The sequence below is a fragment of the Flagellimonas algarum genome, assembly GCF_040513375.1.
GTDB lineage: Bacteria > Bacteroidota > Bacteroidia > Flavobacteriales > Flavobacteriaceae > Flagellimonas_B > Flagellimonas_B algarum.
Window position 1 is genome coordinate 35,731 of record NZ_JBEVTG010000001.1, and the last position, 13,861, is coordinate 49,591.

Genomic DNA, 13,861 nt, shown 5'->3' on the forward strand with positions numbered 1-13,861 from the left:
CATATGACCGCTTGGTTCAAAAGAAAGGAAAAAGGGATACAGACCGCGACGGAGGAGAAAAAAGACACTCCCAAGGGCCTTTGGTACAAATCGCCCACTGGAAAAATCGTCGAATCCGAAGAGCTCGCCAAGAACTTTTATGTCAGCCCTGAAGATGATTACCATGTCAGGGTCGGCAGCAAGGAATATTTCGAAATCCTTTTCGACGATAACGATTATAAGGAGTTGGACGAGAAATTGAGTTCGAAAGACCCCTTGAAGTTCACGGATACCAAAAAATACACCGATCGTTTGAAAGCCGCTAAGGCCAAAACAGGTTTGAACGATGCCGTTCGCACCGCGGTGGGTAAATCTTTGGGGAAAGAGTTGGTCATCGCCTGTATGGATTTCAGTTTTATCGGAGGTTCGATGGGAAGTGTGGTCGGTGAGAAAATCGCCAGGGCCATCGATGTCGCCAAGCGAAAGAAAATCCCATTTTTGATGATTTCGAAATCAGGTGGCGCCCGTATGATGGAAGCGGCCCTTTCCTTGATGCAATTGGCCAAAACATCCGCTAAATTGGCGCAATTGGCCGAAGCCAAGATACCTTACATATCGCTTTGTACCGATCCGACTACCGGAGGTACCACGGCATCCTATGCCATGTTGGGTGATATCAACATCTCCGAACCTGGCGCTTTGATCGGTTTCGCAGGTCCCCGCGTCGTTAAGGATACGACCGGAAAAGACTTGCCCGACGGTTTCCAAACAGCGGAATTCGTCAAGGAGCATGGTTTTTTGGATTTTATCTCACACCGGAGGGATTTGAAAAGAAAGATCAATCTGTATATCGATCTTATCCAGAATAATCCGGTTCGACAATAAAAAAAGCCCTGATGATCAGGGCTTTCTTTTTTTATTTATCGGTCTTATTTCAAAAACCTTCTAAGGAAAACCTCATCGGAACTCCCATCAGGGTAGGTCAGGGTACCCTTGGCATCACAACTACCATCACCGAAGTCTAAATTCGCGGTATTGGCGTTTCTGGATATTTCAAGGACCCCGCTAACGATAAATCGGCATGAAAGCTCGCGACGAAGTGGTACGGTAACCACCTTTTCGAAAGTATTCCCCGCTCTATTGACGAAGGTCCTGTTCCCGGTGATCAAAAATACATTGTCTCCCCAAAAACCACTTCCGTACCCCTCGATCCATTCGCGGGTACGCGTTCCGTTGAAAGAAGCCGTTTCCCCATCGGGCCAGGTAGCGTTAAAGGAGGCATTGGCGGTGGCCTGTGGGTTGCCGCTCTCATTGGAACGCATCCTTAATATATCGGCTCCACCGGCTACGGCCACTCCATTGAACGTAAAATCCTCTAAGGCCAGGGTAATCGTTTTTTCGGCCAACTCCATATCAATGGCGTAGCTCATAACGATTATTCCGCTCAATACATTGCCATTGGGCAATTCACAACCCGCACCGAAATCGATGGTCTTTTCTCGGGTGGTATCGGTTGATACGGTCGTAATGGTCACACAGTCCGGAAGAAAATCCGAACGGTAACTGCTTTTCGAAATCGCCGTGATTTCTTCCGTAGCGTAAACATCTTCGGCTATCGAAGCGACTTCTTCAGCAATTTGATCCGATTCGTCACTGTAGTTCAGTTCGGTCGCGGTGATGACCTCTTGGGTCGTCAAGGATTCCTCGGTCGTCGATTCTTCCGTTTCACATGAGGTGAAGGTCAAGGCACCAAAGGCGGCCATTACCCATACCTGTTTTGAAAAGTTCATTGGTTTGAGACTCTTTTTCATTGTGTAGCTTTTTAATTGTTTAACATTCGTAAAGCCCTAAATCGTATTGGGGCGATTTTTTTCCGAATTTCGCCATCTTGGCTAGCATCTGTTGATAGTGAATCCGGAGATCAAATTTTTGACATACGTTCCTATGACCGACCAAAATCGAAAAGGTTTAATCAGCCCGCAATTTTTCATTTTAAAAAAAGGAAGTATCTTTGCGCCCTGATTGAGAACCAATCGGATACATAAAAATCATTTAAATAATATTGGAATGTATTTAAGCAAAGAAGTAAAAGCCGACATTTTCAAGAAACACGGCGGCTCAGCGACCAACACCGGTTCGACTGAAGGGCAGATCGCGTTGTTCACGCACAGGATCAACCACTTGACCCAACACCTTAAGAAAAACCACAAAGATTTCAACACCGAGCGATCCTTGGTGAAGATGGTTGGTAAAAGACGTAGTCTATTGGACTATTTGAAGAAAAAAGACATCGAAAAGTACCGTTCCTTGATCAAGGAATTGGGTATTCGAAAATAATTTTTTGGGGAGGCGGCTTTTGCCTCCCCTATTTTTTTAAGTCCTTTCCCATGGAAAGGCAACACAAAAAGCTGTACTCAGTTTTTCATTGGTCGACAACACAACACAACCCGACCGTCAGGATGACGGAAGACCAATTGTTGAATTTGCCCCTGTTCAGGGGTAGTATTAATGTATTATGATTCCAAAGACTTTTAAAGAGGTCATTGACCTCGGTGACGGTAGGGAAATCTCTATCGAAACCGGAAAACTGGCCAAACAGGCACACGGTTCCGTTGTGGTCCAGTCCGGCAAGTGCATGATGCTCTGTACCGTAGTATCGAACTACAAGGCTTCAGACGTCGATTTTTTGCCCTTGACCGTTGATTACCGTGAAAAATTCGCATCAGCAGGACGTTACCCTGGAGGTTTCTTCAAACGTGAGGCCCGCCCTAGTGACGGCGAGGTATTGACCATGCGTCTCGTTGACCGCGTATTGCGACCACTTTTCCCGAAAGATTACCACTCTGAGACCCAGGTGATGATCCAATTGATGTCGCATGACGAGAATGTCATGCCCGATGCAATGGCCGGATTGGCAGCATCCGCAGCCATCCAATTATCCGATTTCCCATTCGAATGTGCGATTTCAGAGGTCCGAGTAGGGCGGGTAGACGGTGAACTGATCATCAACCCGACACGGGCCCAATTGAAGGATTCCGACATCGATATGGTCATCGGGGCTTCTGAAGACTCCGTTATGATGGTCGAAGGTGAAATGAGCGAAATCTCCGAAGAGGAAATGGTCGAGGCCATTAAATTCGCCCATGAAGCCATTAAGGTACAATGTGCCGCCCAGGTACGACTTGCCGAAGCGGTCGGTAAAAAAGACGTCCGTGAATACGAACCGGAAGCCGAAGACGAGGCCTTGCAACAAAAGGTACACGGAATGGCTTACGACCGTGTTTATGAAATCGCGAAAAAAGGATCGGCCAAACATGAACGCAGCGAAGCCTTCGGAGCGATCAAAGAAGAGATCAAGGCGTCTTTTTCCGAAGAGGAATTGGAGGAAGTCGGTGATTTGGTTTCCAAGTATTACCACAAGGCCGAAAAAGAAGCCGTACGTAACCTGACCTTGAACGAAGGATTGCGTTTGGATGGACGTAAGACCGATGAGATCCGACCCATCTGGTGTGAGATCGACTATTTGCCTTCGGTTCACGGATCATCGATTTTTACCCGTGGGGAAACGCAAGCCTTGGCAACGGTGACCTTGGGAACTTCAAGGGATGCCAACATCATCGATATGCCTTCATACGAAGGTGAGGAAACGTTTTACCTGCACTACAACTTCCCTCCGTTTTCAACCGGTGAGGCCCGACCTATTCGTGGTACCTCAAGACGGGAAGTCGGTCACGGAAACTTGGCCCAACGGGCTTTGAAAGGCATGATCCCTGATGATTGCCCTTATACCGTACGTGTAGTCTCCGAAGTATTGGAGTCGAACGGCTCTTCTTCGATGGCAACCGTTTGTTCGGGTACCATGGCCCTTATGGATGCCGGTGTGCAATTGAAAAAACCGGTTTCAGGTATCGCCATGGGATTGATTTCCGATGCCGATTCCGGTAATTATGCCGTGCTTTCCGATATTTTGGGTGATGAAGATCACTTGGGGGATATGGATTTCAAGGTGACCGGTACCGCAGATGGTATTACCGCTTGTCAAATGGATATCAAGGTGAAAGGTCTTTCCTATGAGATCTTGGTAAAAGCCTTGATGCAAGCCAAAGATGGCCGTTTGCATATTTTGAACCACTTGACCGATACGATCGCGGCCCCGAATGCCGAGGTCAAATCCTACGCTCCGAAAATCGTCACCAAGATCATTCCAAATGAGTACATCGGTGCCGTTATCGGTTCTGGAGGTAAGGTCATCCAAGAGCTACAGAAGGAAACCAATACCACTATCGTTATCAACGAAGATCCCGATACCGAAGAAGGTATCGTCGAGATCTTGGGTACTGGCCAAGAGGGTATCGACGCGGTTATTGCCAAAATCGATGCCTTAATGTTCAAACCCGAAGTGGGTAGCGTATACGAGGTCAAAGTCATCAAAATGCTTGATTTCGGTGCGGTAGTCGAATATATGGAGGCCCCGGGCAACGAAATTTTGCTCCACGTCTCCGAACTCGCCTGGGAACGTACCGAGAAAGTCTCGGATGTCGTCAACATGGGTGATGTATTCGATGTCAAGTACTTTGGATTGGATCCAAGAACGCGAAAAGAAAAAGTATCGCGTCGGGCATTGTTGCCAAAACCGGAAGGGTATAAAGAGCGTCCTCCACGTAATGACCGTGGTGATCGACGTGGTGGTGGCAACCGCGACAGGAAACCAAGAAGGGACAGGGATTAACCCGTCTTTGATCAAATGATAAACCCTCGGAAGTATCCGGGGGTTTTTTTATGGATACGAAAATTTTTCGGAATAAATTTTACCAAATTGTAACATTTTCAGAATTCTTACGTATAACCATATGAGCCCCAAGCTCGACGACTTAATTAGAAGGGAAATTAGATGAGACAGTTAAAGATTACAAAACAGGTCACCAATAGGGAGACCGCCTCGTTGGACAAGTATTTGCAAGAAATCGGAAAAGTTGATTTGATCACGGCCGATGAAGAAGTGGAATTGGCCCAACGTATCAAGGCTGGTGACCAAATCGCTTTGGAAAAATTGACCAAGGCCAACCTGCGTTTCGTAGTGTCCGTGGCCAAGCAATACCAAAACCAGGGCTTGACCCTGCCCGATTTGATCAACGAAGGCAACTTGGGTTTGATCAAAGCGGCCCAGCGTTTCGATGAGACCCGTGGGTTTAAGTTCATTTCCTATGCGGTATGGTGGATCCGTCAGTCGATTCTTCAAGCTTTGGCGGAACAATCGCGTATCGTCCGTCTTCCTTTGAACAAAATCGGATCGATCAACAAAATCAATAAGACCTTCGCCTTCTTGGAGCAGGCCCACGAAAGGGTACCTTCTGCGGAGGAAATCGCGAAGGAATTGGATATGACCGTCGAAGATGTCAAGCAATCCTTGAAAAATTCAGGACGTCACGTATCCATGGACGCCCCTTTGATCGATGGCGAAGATTCGAATCTATACGATGTACTCCGCAGTGGGGAATCACCGAACCCGGATAAGGAATTGTTGCACGAATCGCTTCGTACCGAAATCGAACGTGCCTTGGAAACCTTGACCCCAAGGGAAGCCGACGTCATTCGACTTTATTTCGGTTTGGCAGGTCAACATTCCATGACCTTGGAAGAAATCGGGGAGACCTTCGACTTGACCCGTGAGCGCGTTCGACAGATCAAGGAAAAGGCGATCCGACGTTTGAAACATACCTCAAGAAGTAAGATTTTAAAGACATATTTGGGATAAATCCCGAGCAAATTACAGTTAAATAAACCTTAAATTGTTTTTTTGGTATTAAAGTTGTAATTTGTAGCACTACAACAGTTTATCATGACTGTTCGTTTTTTGATTGATGAATAAACTCCGGCTGATTACCGGAGTTTTTCATTTATATACACTTCACAATCAGTATTTTACCTTAAATTCTATATGATTTCGGAAGGAAATCCCGACCGTTCTTACCTTGGCTGGGACTGTCAATCATTTGGACATATGGCACTCGGAATCCCCTTTTTCGGGATGACAGGGAAGCTCCCGTAGCAAATTTTACAAAATTCCTTTCCAAGCACTTTTCCGGCCCAAATCAAGCTCACCGCATTTCCGTACTTTTGTACCATATTTCCGTACTATGAGCACCGCACGCATTGCCCCTTCTTTATTGGCCGCCGATTTCGCGAATCTCCAAGATGCCATTGAAATGGTCAACCAAAGTGAGGCCGATTGGTTTCATCTTGATGTGATGGATGGGGTATTCGTACCGAATATCTCTTTCGGTATGCCGGTGATCAAGGCCATAGCCGCACATGCCAAGAAAACGCTGGACGTGCATTTGATGATCATCGATCCGGATCGCTACATCCAAACCTTTGCCGACTTGGGTGCCGATGTACTCACTGTGCACTATGAAGCCTGCACCCATTTGCACCGTACCGTGCAGGCCATTAAAAATGCGGGTATGAAGGCAGGGGTTGCCTTGAATCCGCATACACCGACCCATGTTCTCGATGACATCATGACCGAAGTCGACTTGGTCTGCCTGATGAGCGTCAATCCCGGTTTCGGAGGGCAATCGTTTATCAAGAACACCTATAAAAAAGTTTCCGACCTGAAACGGATGATTACGGAGCAAGAGGCAAAGACCCTGATCGAGATCGATGGGGGCGTTGGTTCGAAAAATGCCAAAAAGTTGGTCACCACCGGGGCTGATGTGCTGGTTGCCGGGAGTTTTGTTTTCGGTAGTGACGATCCGATCCAAACGATTCAAAACCTAAAAAAAGAATTGCCCTAATGCAGCATTTTGATGTGGTCATCATCGGAGGGGGACCCATTGGTATCGCCTGTGGCCTGGAAGCCCAAAAAAACGGCCTGAGCTACACGATTATCGAAAAAGGCCCCATAGTCAATTCCCTTTTCAACTATCCGATCAATATGCAGTTTTTCTCCTCATCGGAGAAATTGGAAATAGACGGCATTCCTTTTATCAGTAAAGAAGCCAAACCCAAACGCAACGAAGCGTTGGAATACTATCGGCGTATCGTCACTTCAAACGACCTGGATATGAAATTGTTCGAGAAGGTCGAACAAGTCTCCAAAACAGATCGGAAGTTCCATATCGAAACCTCCAAAGACCATTACAGCGCCGACAATTTGATCGTGGCCACCGGTTTTTATGATTTGCCCAACCTGATCGACGTGCCGGGAGAATCGCTGCCTAAGGTTTCGCATTATTACAAAGACCCCCATTTTTATGCCAGTCAAAAGCTGGCCGTCATCGGTGCCAGTAATTCGGCCGTTGATGCCGCCTTGGAATGTTGGCGAAAAGGATCGGAGGTTACCCTGATCATACGGCAGCCCGAAGTCGGTCAACGGGTCAAGTATTGGGTACGGCCCGATATCATCAATCGCATCGAAGAAGGCAGCATCAAAGCCTATTTCAATGCCAATGTTTCCGAAATCAGGGAGAATGAACTCGATATCACCACCCCTGACGGTACGCTGACGATTGCCAATGACTTCGTCTTGGCCTTGACCGGATATCGCCCCAACTTCAACTTCCTTGAAGCCCTGGGTATCGTCCTTTCGGATGATGGAAAGAAACTTCCCCAATACGATCCCGAAACCATGGAGTCGAATGTCGAGGGACTCTTCCTCGCCGGAGTGATCTGTGGTGGGATGGAAACCCACAAATGGTTTATCGAAAACTCCCGGGTACACGCCCCGATGATCATCGAGGCGATCAAGCGAAGGAAAAGCAGTGCGCTAACGTAAGTTTCCCATATACATTGCGACTTTAGACTCGTAAGCAACGGCCGCTAGACCGTTGATATTGAAACTATTGCTTACATTTAACTATGTCGCCGACCAAACGCCTTCTTCTCCTTTACCTCTTATGTCACGCATCCTTTTTGTCGGCCCAAGAAGGTTGGATGGTAGGTATCGGACCGACCACCGCACCGGCTACCTCGTTGATCGGTGCCAATGTCAGGGCATATTTTGGGGTGAACGAACGATTTTGTTTTGGTCCGGAGTTTTCCTTTTTCCCCTACCAACAGCTCGATGACACCTATGAAACCTCCGTTTGGGAGATCAATCTGAACGCACACTACCTTTTCGAGCTAGCGCCGCGTTTCGGAATCTATCCCGTTGGGGGATTCAACTTCAGTTCAGACCAAGAGCGCATTCCATCAACGGCCGGGACCCTTTTACGCGAAACGGCTCCCGGCATCAATTATGGTGCGGGCTTCCACTACAATACCGGCGGAGTATTGTTGTTTACCGAATTCAAAGGGGTAATCGGGGCTTTGAGTGATGAGTTCTTTACTATTGGCGCCGTATTCCTACTTCAAAAACCGACCCATCATCAAAACCAAAATTGATCCATGATGAACCGACAACTACATCTCGCTTCCCAATTCCTGGCCATGGCCGGAAAGAGTTTCTCGGCAGCCAAGGCCGATGACAGCCATACGAATGTCAATTTTGACAGTACAAGCCGCAGCTTTGAAAGCTGGCCACTGAATGACCAGGGGCTGCAGTTGCGATTCGATGTCCCCAATTTCAGTTTGTGCTGGACGGATGCGGCAAAAACCCATTTCGAATTGCATGGTAAATCGCATCAAGAAGCCCTCCATTGGTTGGAACGGTCGGCCAAAGACCTTGGTTTTGAAACGCCTTATCGCTTTGACCTTCACTATGCCCTGGATTTCGAATGGGATGCGGACTTTGTCTTTGAAAAGAAAAATGTCGATCAAATCGATGCCTTGCTCGCGTTACGGGTACTGGCCAATGATGCGTTAGGTGCATTCTTGGAAAAAATCAAACTCCCATCGGATGTGCGCGTTTGGCCGCATCACTTCGATACCGGGGCGTTCGTGGTCTTGGAAGATGGTTCTGGGCGTTCGGTGGGAATGGGAATGGCCATTCCTGACAGCATGGTCGACCAACACTATTTCTATATCAGCGGATATCATGGGCATGAGGGTATCGCAACGGAAGATTTCGATCCGCTTCCGCTGGGAGAATGGAAAAACGAGGGATTCAAAGGCGCGGTATTAGCGGTTGGGAATCATAATGAGGAAGCGGTGGTTTCGTTTTTGGATGTCGCTTTTGAGGCACTCACCTCCTGAACTAGTAGTTCATCCCCTATAGCCCAAATTGGAATTGTAAGGAAGCACTGGCGATAAACCCTTGTTCGACCTCTTCACCACTGGTTATCGCATTGATTTCACGACCGAAACCCAAGGAAAACCCGATTTGTGAATTGCTATTTTTTATGGGCAAAAAATACCCGGCTTCCAACCAAGGTTGCACGACCAAGGTATAGGTACTCCCTGAAAGCGGGGCATCGGTAGGAGCGATATCGGTCCAATCAATGGTCAGGCTCCACACATCCAAATTCAAACCGGCGATAAAATCCCCTTTACCCCAAGGATAGCGGTTTCGAACCCCCAATGATCCTCCAAAACCCGTGCCTTCTTCCGTCAGGTTCACATCACTGAAGTCTTGACGGTCGACGATGTTGGCTCCCAAACGGAGCAGCAAGGAGGTTTTTCCTTTGAGGTGATGTTCTAGGTTCACGGTCGGAATGAATCCCGCAGGGTAAAATTGGGCCGAAATCCCTAATTGGTTTTTCGGCATATCAGCCTGTTGGGCTGCAACCGAGGTCACTACACATCCCATCAAAATCAAGATCAACCGTGTTAACTTCATATCATACCAATTTTAGTTGTTCTTCCAAGGCCCCATTTTCGCGAAGCATGGCCCGACCATCTTTAAAACTCAAATATGAAAAACCACGTTGGTGGTTTTTGATACTGATCAAATTCAACTGGTTCCAATGCCGTGTGATCTCTTTCCATGCGAAGAACAGCGAATGTTTGGGGTCGTAGATATGGGTGGCTTCACCTCCTGCCCCATTGATTTCAATGACCGAAAAGTGCTTTCCGGCACTCAGTTCGTCAAATGAACGATACAACACATCGAGACGACCGTAATGGAATTCGGGTATTTGGGTACAGATCGTATCGATGACCTCGACCAAATCCGGATTGATACGGTGCGAATAGTCAATGAATTTAGCACCTCGGGTATGGCTCCCATAGGGCACCAAAATGAACTGTTCCCCTTCACCCAACACCGAATGCAATTTCTTACCGAAACGTTTGCGCAAGGCTTTGAGTTGTAAATGACTACGTGGATTGCGTTTGATCAGCTGCTCAATGGTCGCCATGCCATCACCGACTACAGCGAGAAACTCCTTCGAAACGATGCCTGTTATACGCCCTTTGGGTTCATCCGGATGTCTCACATAGAAAATGCCCACTTCTTTGGGATACTCGATCAACTCCTGGACCAAAAAATCCTCCGGGCTCTGCTTAAGATAAGCCGATAACCCTTGTTCGTCATATACTTTGGCCACCCCAAAGGCTTTCATACCGATATCCGGTTTGGCGATCAAGGGGAAGGAAATGGAAGCCTTTTTGACCTGATCGAGCATCTTGGCTGCGGTATTCCCTTTTTCGATCAAAATCGTTTTTGGGATATACCGGTCAGGAATCATCTCATAAATATCTTTTTTGGATTCCATGGCCATGCCACCGTTTTTCATCATTGGGTTTGCGGCGTTGAAAAAGAAAAAAGAGCGTGCCTTAATCGAAAAATACAGCCAAACGGGAAACAGCGGGTAATAGACCGCCCATAAGGGCCAATACTCCCAATGTGTCAAGCGATGCCATGTCAATTTCAATCGTTCCATCAATTCGTGGGTTCAAGCTGTTGGCCGTCCAATACCGTTCTATAGGTCTTGGCATTCAATAAATCGTGATGATCTAATGTCACCGTGTTTTGCGAAATGATAGCCTGGGTTACGCTAAAAGTCTTTAAACCGGTCTTGCGATCGATTATGAAGCCGTTTTCCGAATCACCATTGTCGCTCGAATGGAAAGCGATTACACCTGCAGCGCTTCGCTCACCCTGGTCAAGAAAATCCTCGAAAAGTCCTTCACGATGGGCTATGGTTTCCGGGTCGTACAGGGTAGCCGATGACCAAATATGGGCTTGACCTATATCCTTGTTTGACAGCGTCTTTCGTAAACCGTCCCATCGAAGTTCGTGTAGTGCTCCCTGCTCGTACACTAGTAAGGTAAAGGGTTCGATACCTTCAAGCTCCATCGACTTTAAAAAAGGCTTTCGATGTTCTTGCGAGGCTACATCCAATACGACCAAACCCCTGCTTTTCCGATAAGGTCCGCTGGAAACATGCTTTTCAAAAGCACCGTTCAACAAAACGACCACCGCACCGTCTTCGGCTACGGCAAACCAAGAACCACCCGCTTTCGGGTCTTTAGGGAACACGACTTTTTTACCATTGATATCCTGCTCGGCCGGAGCCAGGGCATTTTTGCGCATGATGTGCTCATCGCGATTGCTCGTGATCAACACGGTCGGTCCGTTTTTGATATAGCTTACTGTACACATACCTTTCGATATTGCATCGTAGAGGGGGCTACCCCAAAACTTTCGGGAACGATGATGTCGGTCTGGTCTAAAATACCCACCTTGATCAATGCATGATGGTGGATCGCATGTTCCAGGTTGTACATGACCTCGCGGTTGTAATTGGAATCCAAAACCACTTCTTGCCCACCCAATTCATAGGCGACTTGCAAAGGCTTGTTCGGTTTTTTCAAATGCGCTTGGATGGTTTCCAACTGTTCAATGGCATAGGCCACCTCATGTTCGATCTTTTTGTCGCGCTGGCGTTTGTCATAACAGACCATGCTGCCTTCATAGCCAGCGATCAAACAGCTATACAATTCGATCACATGTCTCGAGTGTTGACCGATAGTCGCATTCGATAGCACCTCAATTGGCCGTGAATAACACGCTTCCGGCAACTGGCACAACACGGCTTTGAACTGTTCAAGGGTTTGTATTGAAGATTCGAACATCATTCTGGTTTAGGGTGTTTTAAGATTTGTACGTTTTTTATAGAGCAATATCAGCAAATAACATGAAAAACCGAGGTATAAGATCCCAAGAATGGTATTGGTCACCTCATGGTACCCTTCATAATTCGATACGATGAACCGGCCCAAGAACATAAAGACCAGCAATCCTAAAAAGGTGCCCGATCCAATGCCCATCATATATCCGGCGTATGAAGACCGTTGATGGACCAAAATACCCTTGTCCAATAAATATTTGTTCCAAAGCATCCAAAACGGGATCTGTAATGGATTCAAGGCACTGAGCAATAGGCCCAATAGAATGGGCGAAGCGATTTTGGGAAACAGCATCGGTCCAATAGGGACATCGACTGAAACCTTTGCCGTATAAAAACTGGCTATCGCTAAATACAAAAGGAGGGCCGCCGCAAAAGGCAAGGCATAGCGGGCAAACCGATCGCCAACGACCAATTTGCGATTTCCCAATAGGGTCAAGCGTACATAGATCAGTTCTACGACAATGGCCGCCAAGGCGAACCCGATGGCACTGGTAAAGCCATCATTCGCAGCAATATCAAAGGCCGTGATGTTGAGCGAACCCAAAGGCAGGGCACCAACAAAGCTGATGAGCATCCCTGCGATCACTAATTTGATAAAGTTCCTTAGCTGCAACACTTGATCCGTTGGCTTAGTCGTTCTTGATTTTCTCCCAGTTTTGATCGGCCTTGGCCTTCAATTTTTCCGGTGAATCCTGTTCCCACAGTTCCAAGGTATTCGTACCCCAGGCATTGTAGAACAAAAGTAATCGCCCATCGCGGATTTCGAAAGTTTCAGGGTCGATCGACACCTTATCGCTTTTGGTCGCCACGGCATAGGCACAATATCCTCCGTAAAGGGGAACGTATTTCTCAGGTTCGGCCTTGAAGGTCTTTAGATTTTCGGCCGTTGCGAACTTATACTTGACCCCATCATGGGTCGCTGTATGCTGTTTTTTTCCTTGAACGGCGGTTCCATCAAAATAACTGACGACATCATACCCATTGGCGACATACCCTTTCTTGGTATTGTAATCGATCGATTGGGCAAAACCTGCGAACCCTATCCATAAGACGACAAAAAAGCTTAATGGTAACTTCATTTTCAAAATATTGTTGATGTTTGATCCAACTTTTGGATGCGATCCACGGAAATCTTCATCAACTTCCAATCCCCGATCTGCTCCACTTCCCCGTTTATAAGGGCGGGTTGCCCTATATACGGTAATATGTCTTTGTGGATTGGTTTTCCTTTCAAATCGGTCAATAAAAAATATGCTTCCTCCCCACTTTCAGCGGCACTCACCAATACTGGGGGCATGCCCCCTGCGATACAAAGGGCCGCACAACTTCTGTGGATTTTCCCATGGCCGGGTTTCATCACCCCGAAATAGCATTTGGGATCGATAATCTCCCCTTGGATCGATCTTTGGCCTAAGGCCAGGGTCGCTTCATCGTACTCAGCATCACCCAAGACCGTCACTTTTTGGCTGTCATCGATCTGCAACAAGGTTTTGCCGTTATAATAAATCAACTCCCCTTCGATCTGTAAGGTCTTCGCATGGAGATCGCCATAGGTTTCGCGCACTTCCTTCAAATAGGGGTTCGCTCCGAATTTCCCAAATCCCAATAAGACGATTTCCTTGTATTCGTTTTCCGTCAAACGCACCCTTAACATCGGGTAGGGTGATTCATGGAAAACCCCCGTCACTTCGGTGGGAGCCCCGAAATCAAAGGAACTGTTGGCCGCAGGACGTTGAAAAAACGCGAAGGCCGAACCTGCCAACAACAACAGCCCCAAGGCCAGCATCACAAAGCTTCTCAGCTGCTTTTTCGTCTTTTTGCCTACTGCATTGACATAACCCACATAGAATTCCTCGTTTTCCTGCATG

General features: G+C 47.3%; 16 protein-coding genes. 8 read left to right on the forward strand and 8 right to left on the reverse strand.

The features are described 5' to 3' along the window. Positions 1-3 precede the first annotated feature (3 nt). Positions 4-864 (forward strand): acetyl-CoA carboxylase, carboxyltransferase subunit beta, encoded by an 861-nt coding sequence (gene accD / locus ABV409_RS00180; protein WP_353875427.1) that lies wholly within the window; start codon positions 4-6, stop codon positions 862-864. Between the two features lie 44 nt (positions 865-908). Here accD and ABV409_RS00185 read toward each other — a convergent pair whose 3' ends face one another. Beyond that, complete coding sequence (locus ABV409_RS00185; RefSeq protein WP_353875428.1) at positions 909-1,790, reverse strand: hypothetical protein; 882 nt, start codon at positions 1,788-1,790, stop codon at positions 909-911. A gap of 256 nt (positions 1,791-2,046) precedes the next feature. On the opposite strand from ABV409_RS00185, the gene rpsO reads away from it, so the two are divergent. The 7 genes from rpsO (at position 2,047) to ABV409_RS00220 (ending at position 9,114) form a co-directional block, all read left to right on the forward strand. Beyond that, on the forward strand, positions 2,047-2,316 hold the full coding sequence (gene rpsO, locus ABV409_RS00190) for a 30S ribosomal protein S15 (protein ID WP_353875430.1): 270 nt from the start codon (positions 2,047-2,049) through the stop codon (positions 2,314-2,316). 178 nt (positions 2,317-2,494) lie between these two features. Next, positions 2,495-4,708, forward strand: a complete 2,214-nt coding sequence (locus tag ABV409_RS00195; protein WP_353875431.1) for a polyribonucleotide nucleotidyltransferase — start codon at positions 2,495-2,497, stop codon at positions 4,706-4,708. Between the two features lie 162 nt (positions 4,709-4,870). After that, positions 4,871-5,734, forward strand: coding sequence for a sigma-70 family RNA polymerase sigma factor (locus tag ABV409_RS00200; protein ID WP_073180565.1), 864 nt, complete (start codon positions 4,871-4,873; stop codon positions 5,732-5,734). Between the two features lie 382 nt (positions 5,735-6,116). Further along, on the forward strand, positions 6,117-6,776 hold the full coding sequence (gene rpe / locus ABV409_RS00205; RefSeq protein WP_353875432.1) for a ribulose-phosphate 3-epimerase: 660 nt from the start codon (positions 6,117-6,119) through the stop codon (positions 6,774-6,776). Continuing rightward, positions 6,776-7,756, forward strand: coding sequence for a YpdA family putative bacillithiol disulfide reductase (locus tag ABV409_RS00210; RefSeq protein WP_353875434.1), 981 nt, complete (start codon positions 6,776-6,778; stop codon positions 7,754-7,756). The genes rpe and ABV409_RS00210 overlap by 1 nt, the downstream gene beginning before the upstream one ends. A gap of 83 nt (positions 7,757-7,839) precedes the next feature. Then, on the forward strand, positions 7,840-8,364 hold the full coding sequence (locus ABV409_RS00215) for an outer membrane beta-barrel protein (protein WP_353875435.1): 525 nt from the start codon (positions 7,840-7,842) through the stop codon (positions 8,362-8,364). Between the two features lie 3 nt (positions 8,365-8,367). Then, positions 8,368-9,114, forward strand: a complete 747-nt coding sequence (locus ABV409_RS00220; RefSeq protein WP_353875436.1) for a hypothetical protein — start codon at positions 8,368-8,370, stop codon at positions 9,112-9,114. Between the two features lie 16 nt (positions 9,115-9,130). Here ABV409_RS00220 and ABV409_RS00225 read toward each other — a convergent pair whose 3' ends face one another. From ABV409_RS00225 to ABV409_RS00255, 7 genes are read right to left on the reverse strand one after another with little or no spacing between them, the layout of a single operon-like run. Beyond that, positions 9,131-9,697 carry a hypothetical protein gene (locus tag ABV409_RS00225; protein ID WP_353875437.1) on the reverse strand — a complete coding sequence of 189 codons (567 nt, stop codon included), beginning with the start codon at positions 9,695-9,697 and terminating at the stop codon, positions 9,131-9,133. A 1-nt stretch (position 9,698) separates the two neighbouring features. Next, complete coding sequence (locus ABV409_RS00230) at positions 9,699-10,742, reverse strand: ATP-grasp domain-containing protein (RefSeq protein WP_353875439.1); 1,044 nt, start codon at positions 10,740-10,742, stop codon at positions 9,699-9,701. Then, positions 10,742-11,464 (reverse strand): NRDE family protein, encoded by a 723-nt coding sequence (locus ABV409_RS00235; RefSeq protein WP_353875440.1) that lies wholly within the window; start codon positions 11,462-11,464, stop codon positions 10,742-10,744. The genes ABV409_RS00230 and ABV409_RS00235 overlap by 1 nt, the downstream gene beginning before the upstream one ends. Continuing rightward, complete coding sequence (locus ABV409_RS00240; protein ID WP_353875441.1) at positions 11,452-11,937, reverse strand: DinB family protein; 486 nt, start codon at positions 11,935-11,937, stop codon at positions 11,452-11,454. The genes ABV409_RS00235 and ABV409_RS00240 overlap by 13 nt, the downstream gene beginning before the upstream one ends. Before the next feature lie 9 nt (positions 11,938-11,946). Beyond that, entirely contained in the window at positions 11,947-12,567 is a 621-nt protein-coding gene (locus ABV409_RS00245) for a LysE family transporter (protein WP_353875443.1), read from the reverse strand. Positions 12,568-12,622: 55 nt separating this feature from the next. Further along, positions 12,623-13,072: a YHS domain-containing (seleno)protein gene (locus ABV409_RS00250; RefSeq protein ID WP_353875444.1), complete on the reverse strand. Its 450-nt coding sequence runs from the start codon at positions 13,070-13,072 to the stop codon at positions 12,623-12,625. Between the two features lie 2 nt (positions 13,073-13,074). Then, positions 13,075-13,860: a hypothetical protein gene (locus ABV409_RS00255; RefSeq protein WP_353875446.1), complete on the reverse strand. Its 786-nt coding sequence runs from the start codon at positions 13,858-13,860 to the stop codon at positions 13,075-13,077. Position 13,861: the final 1 nt, after the last annotated feature.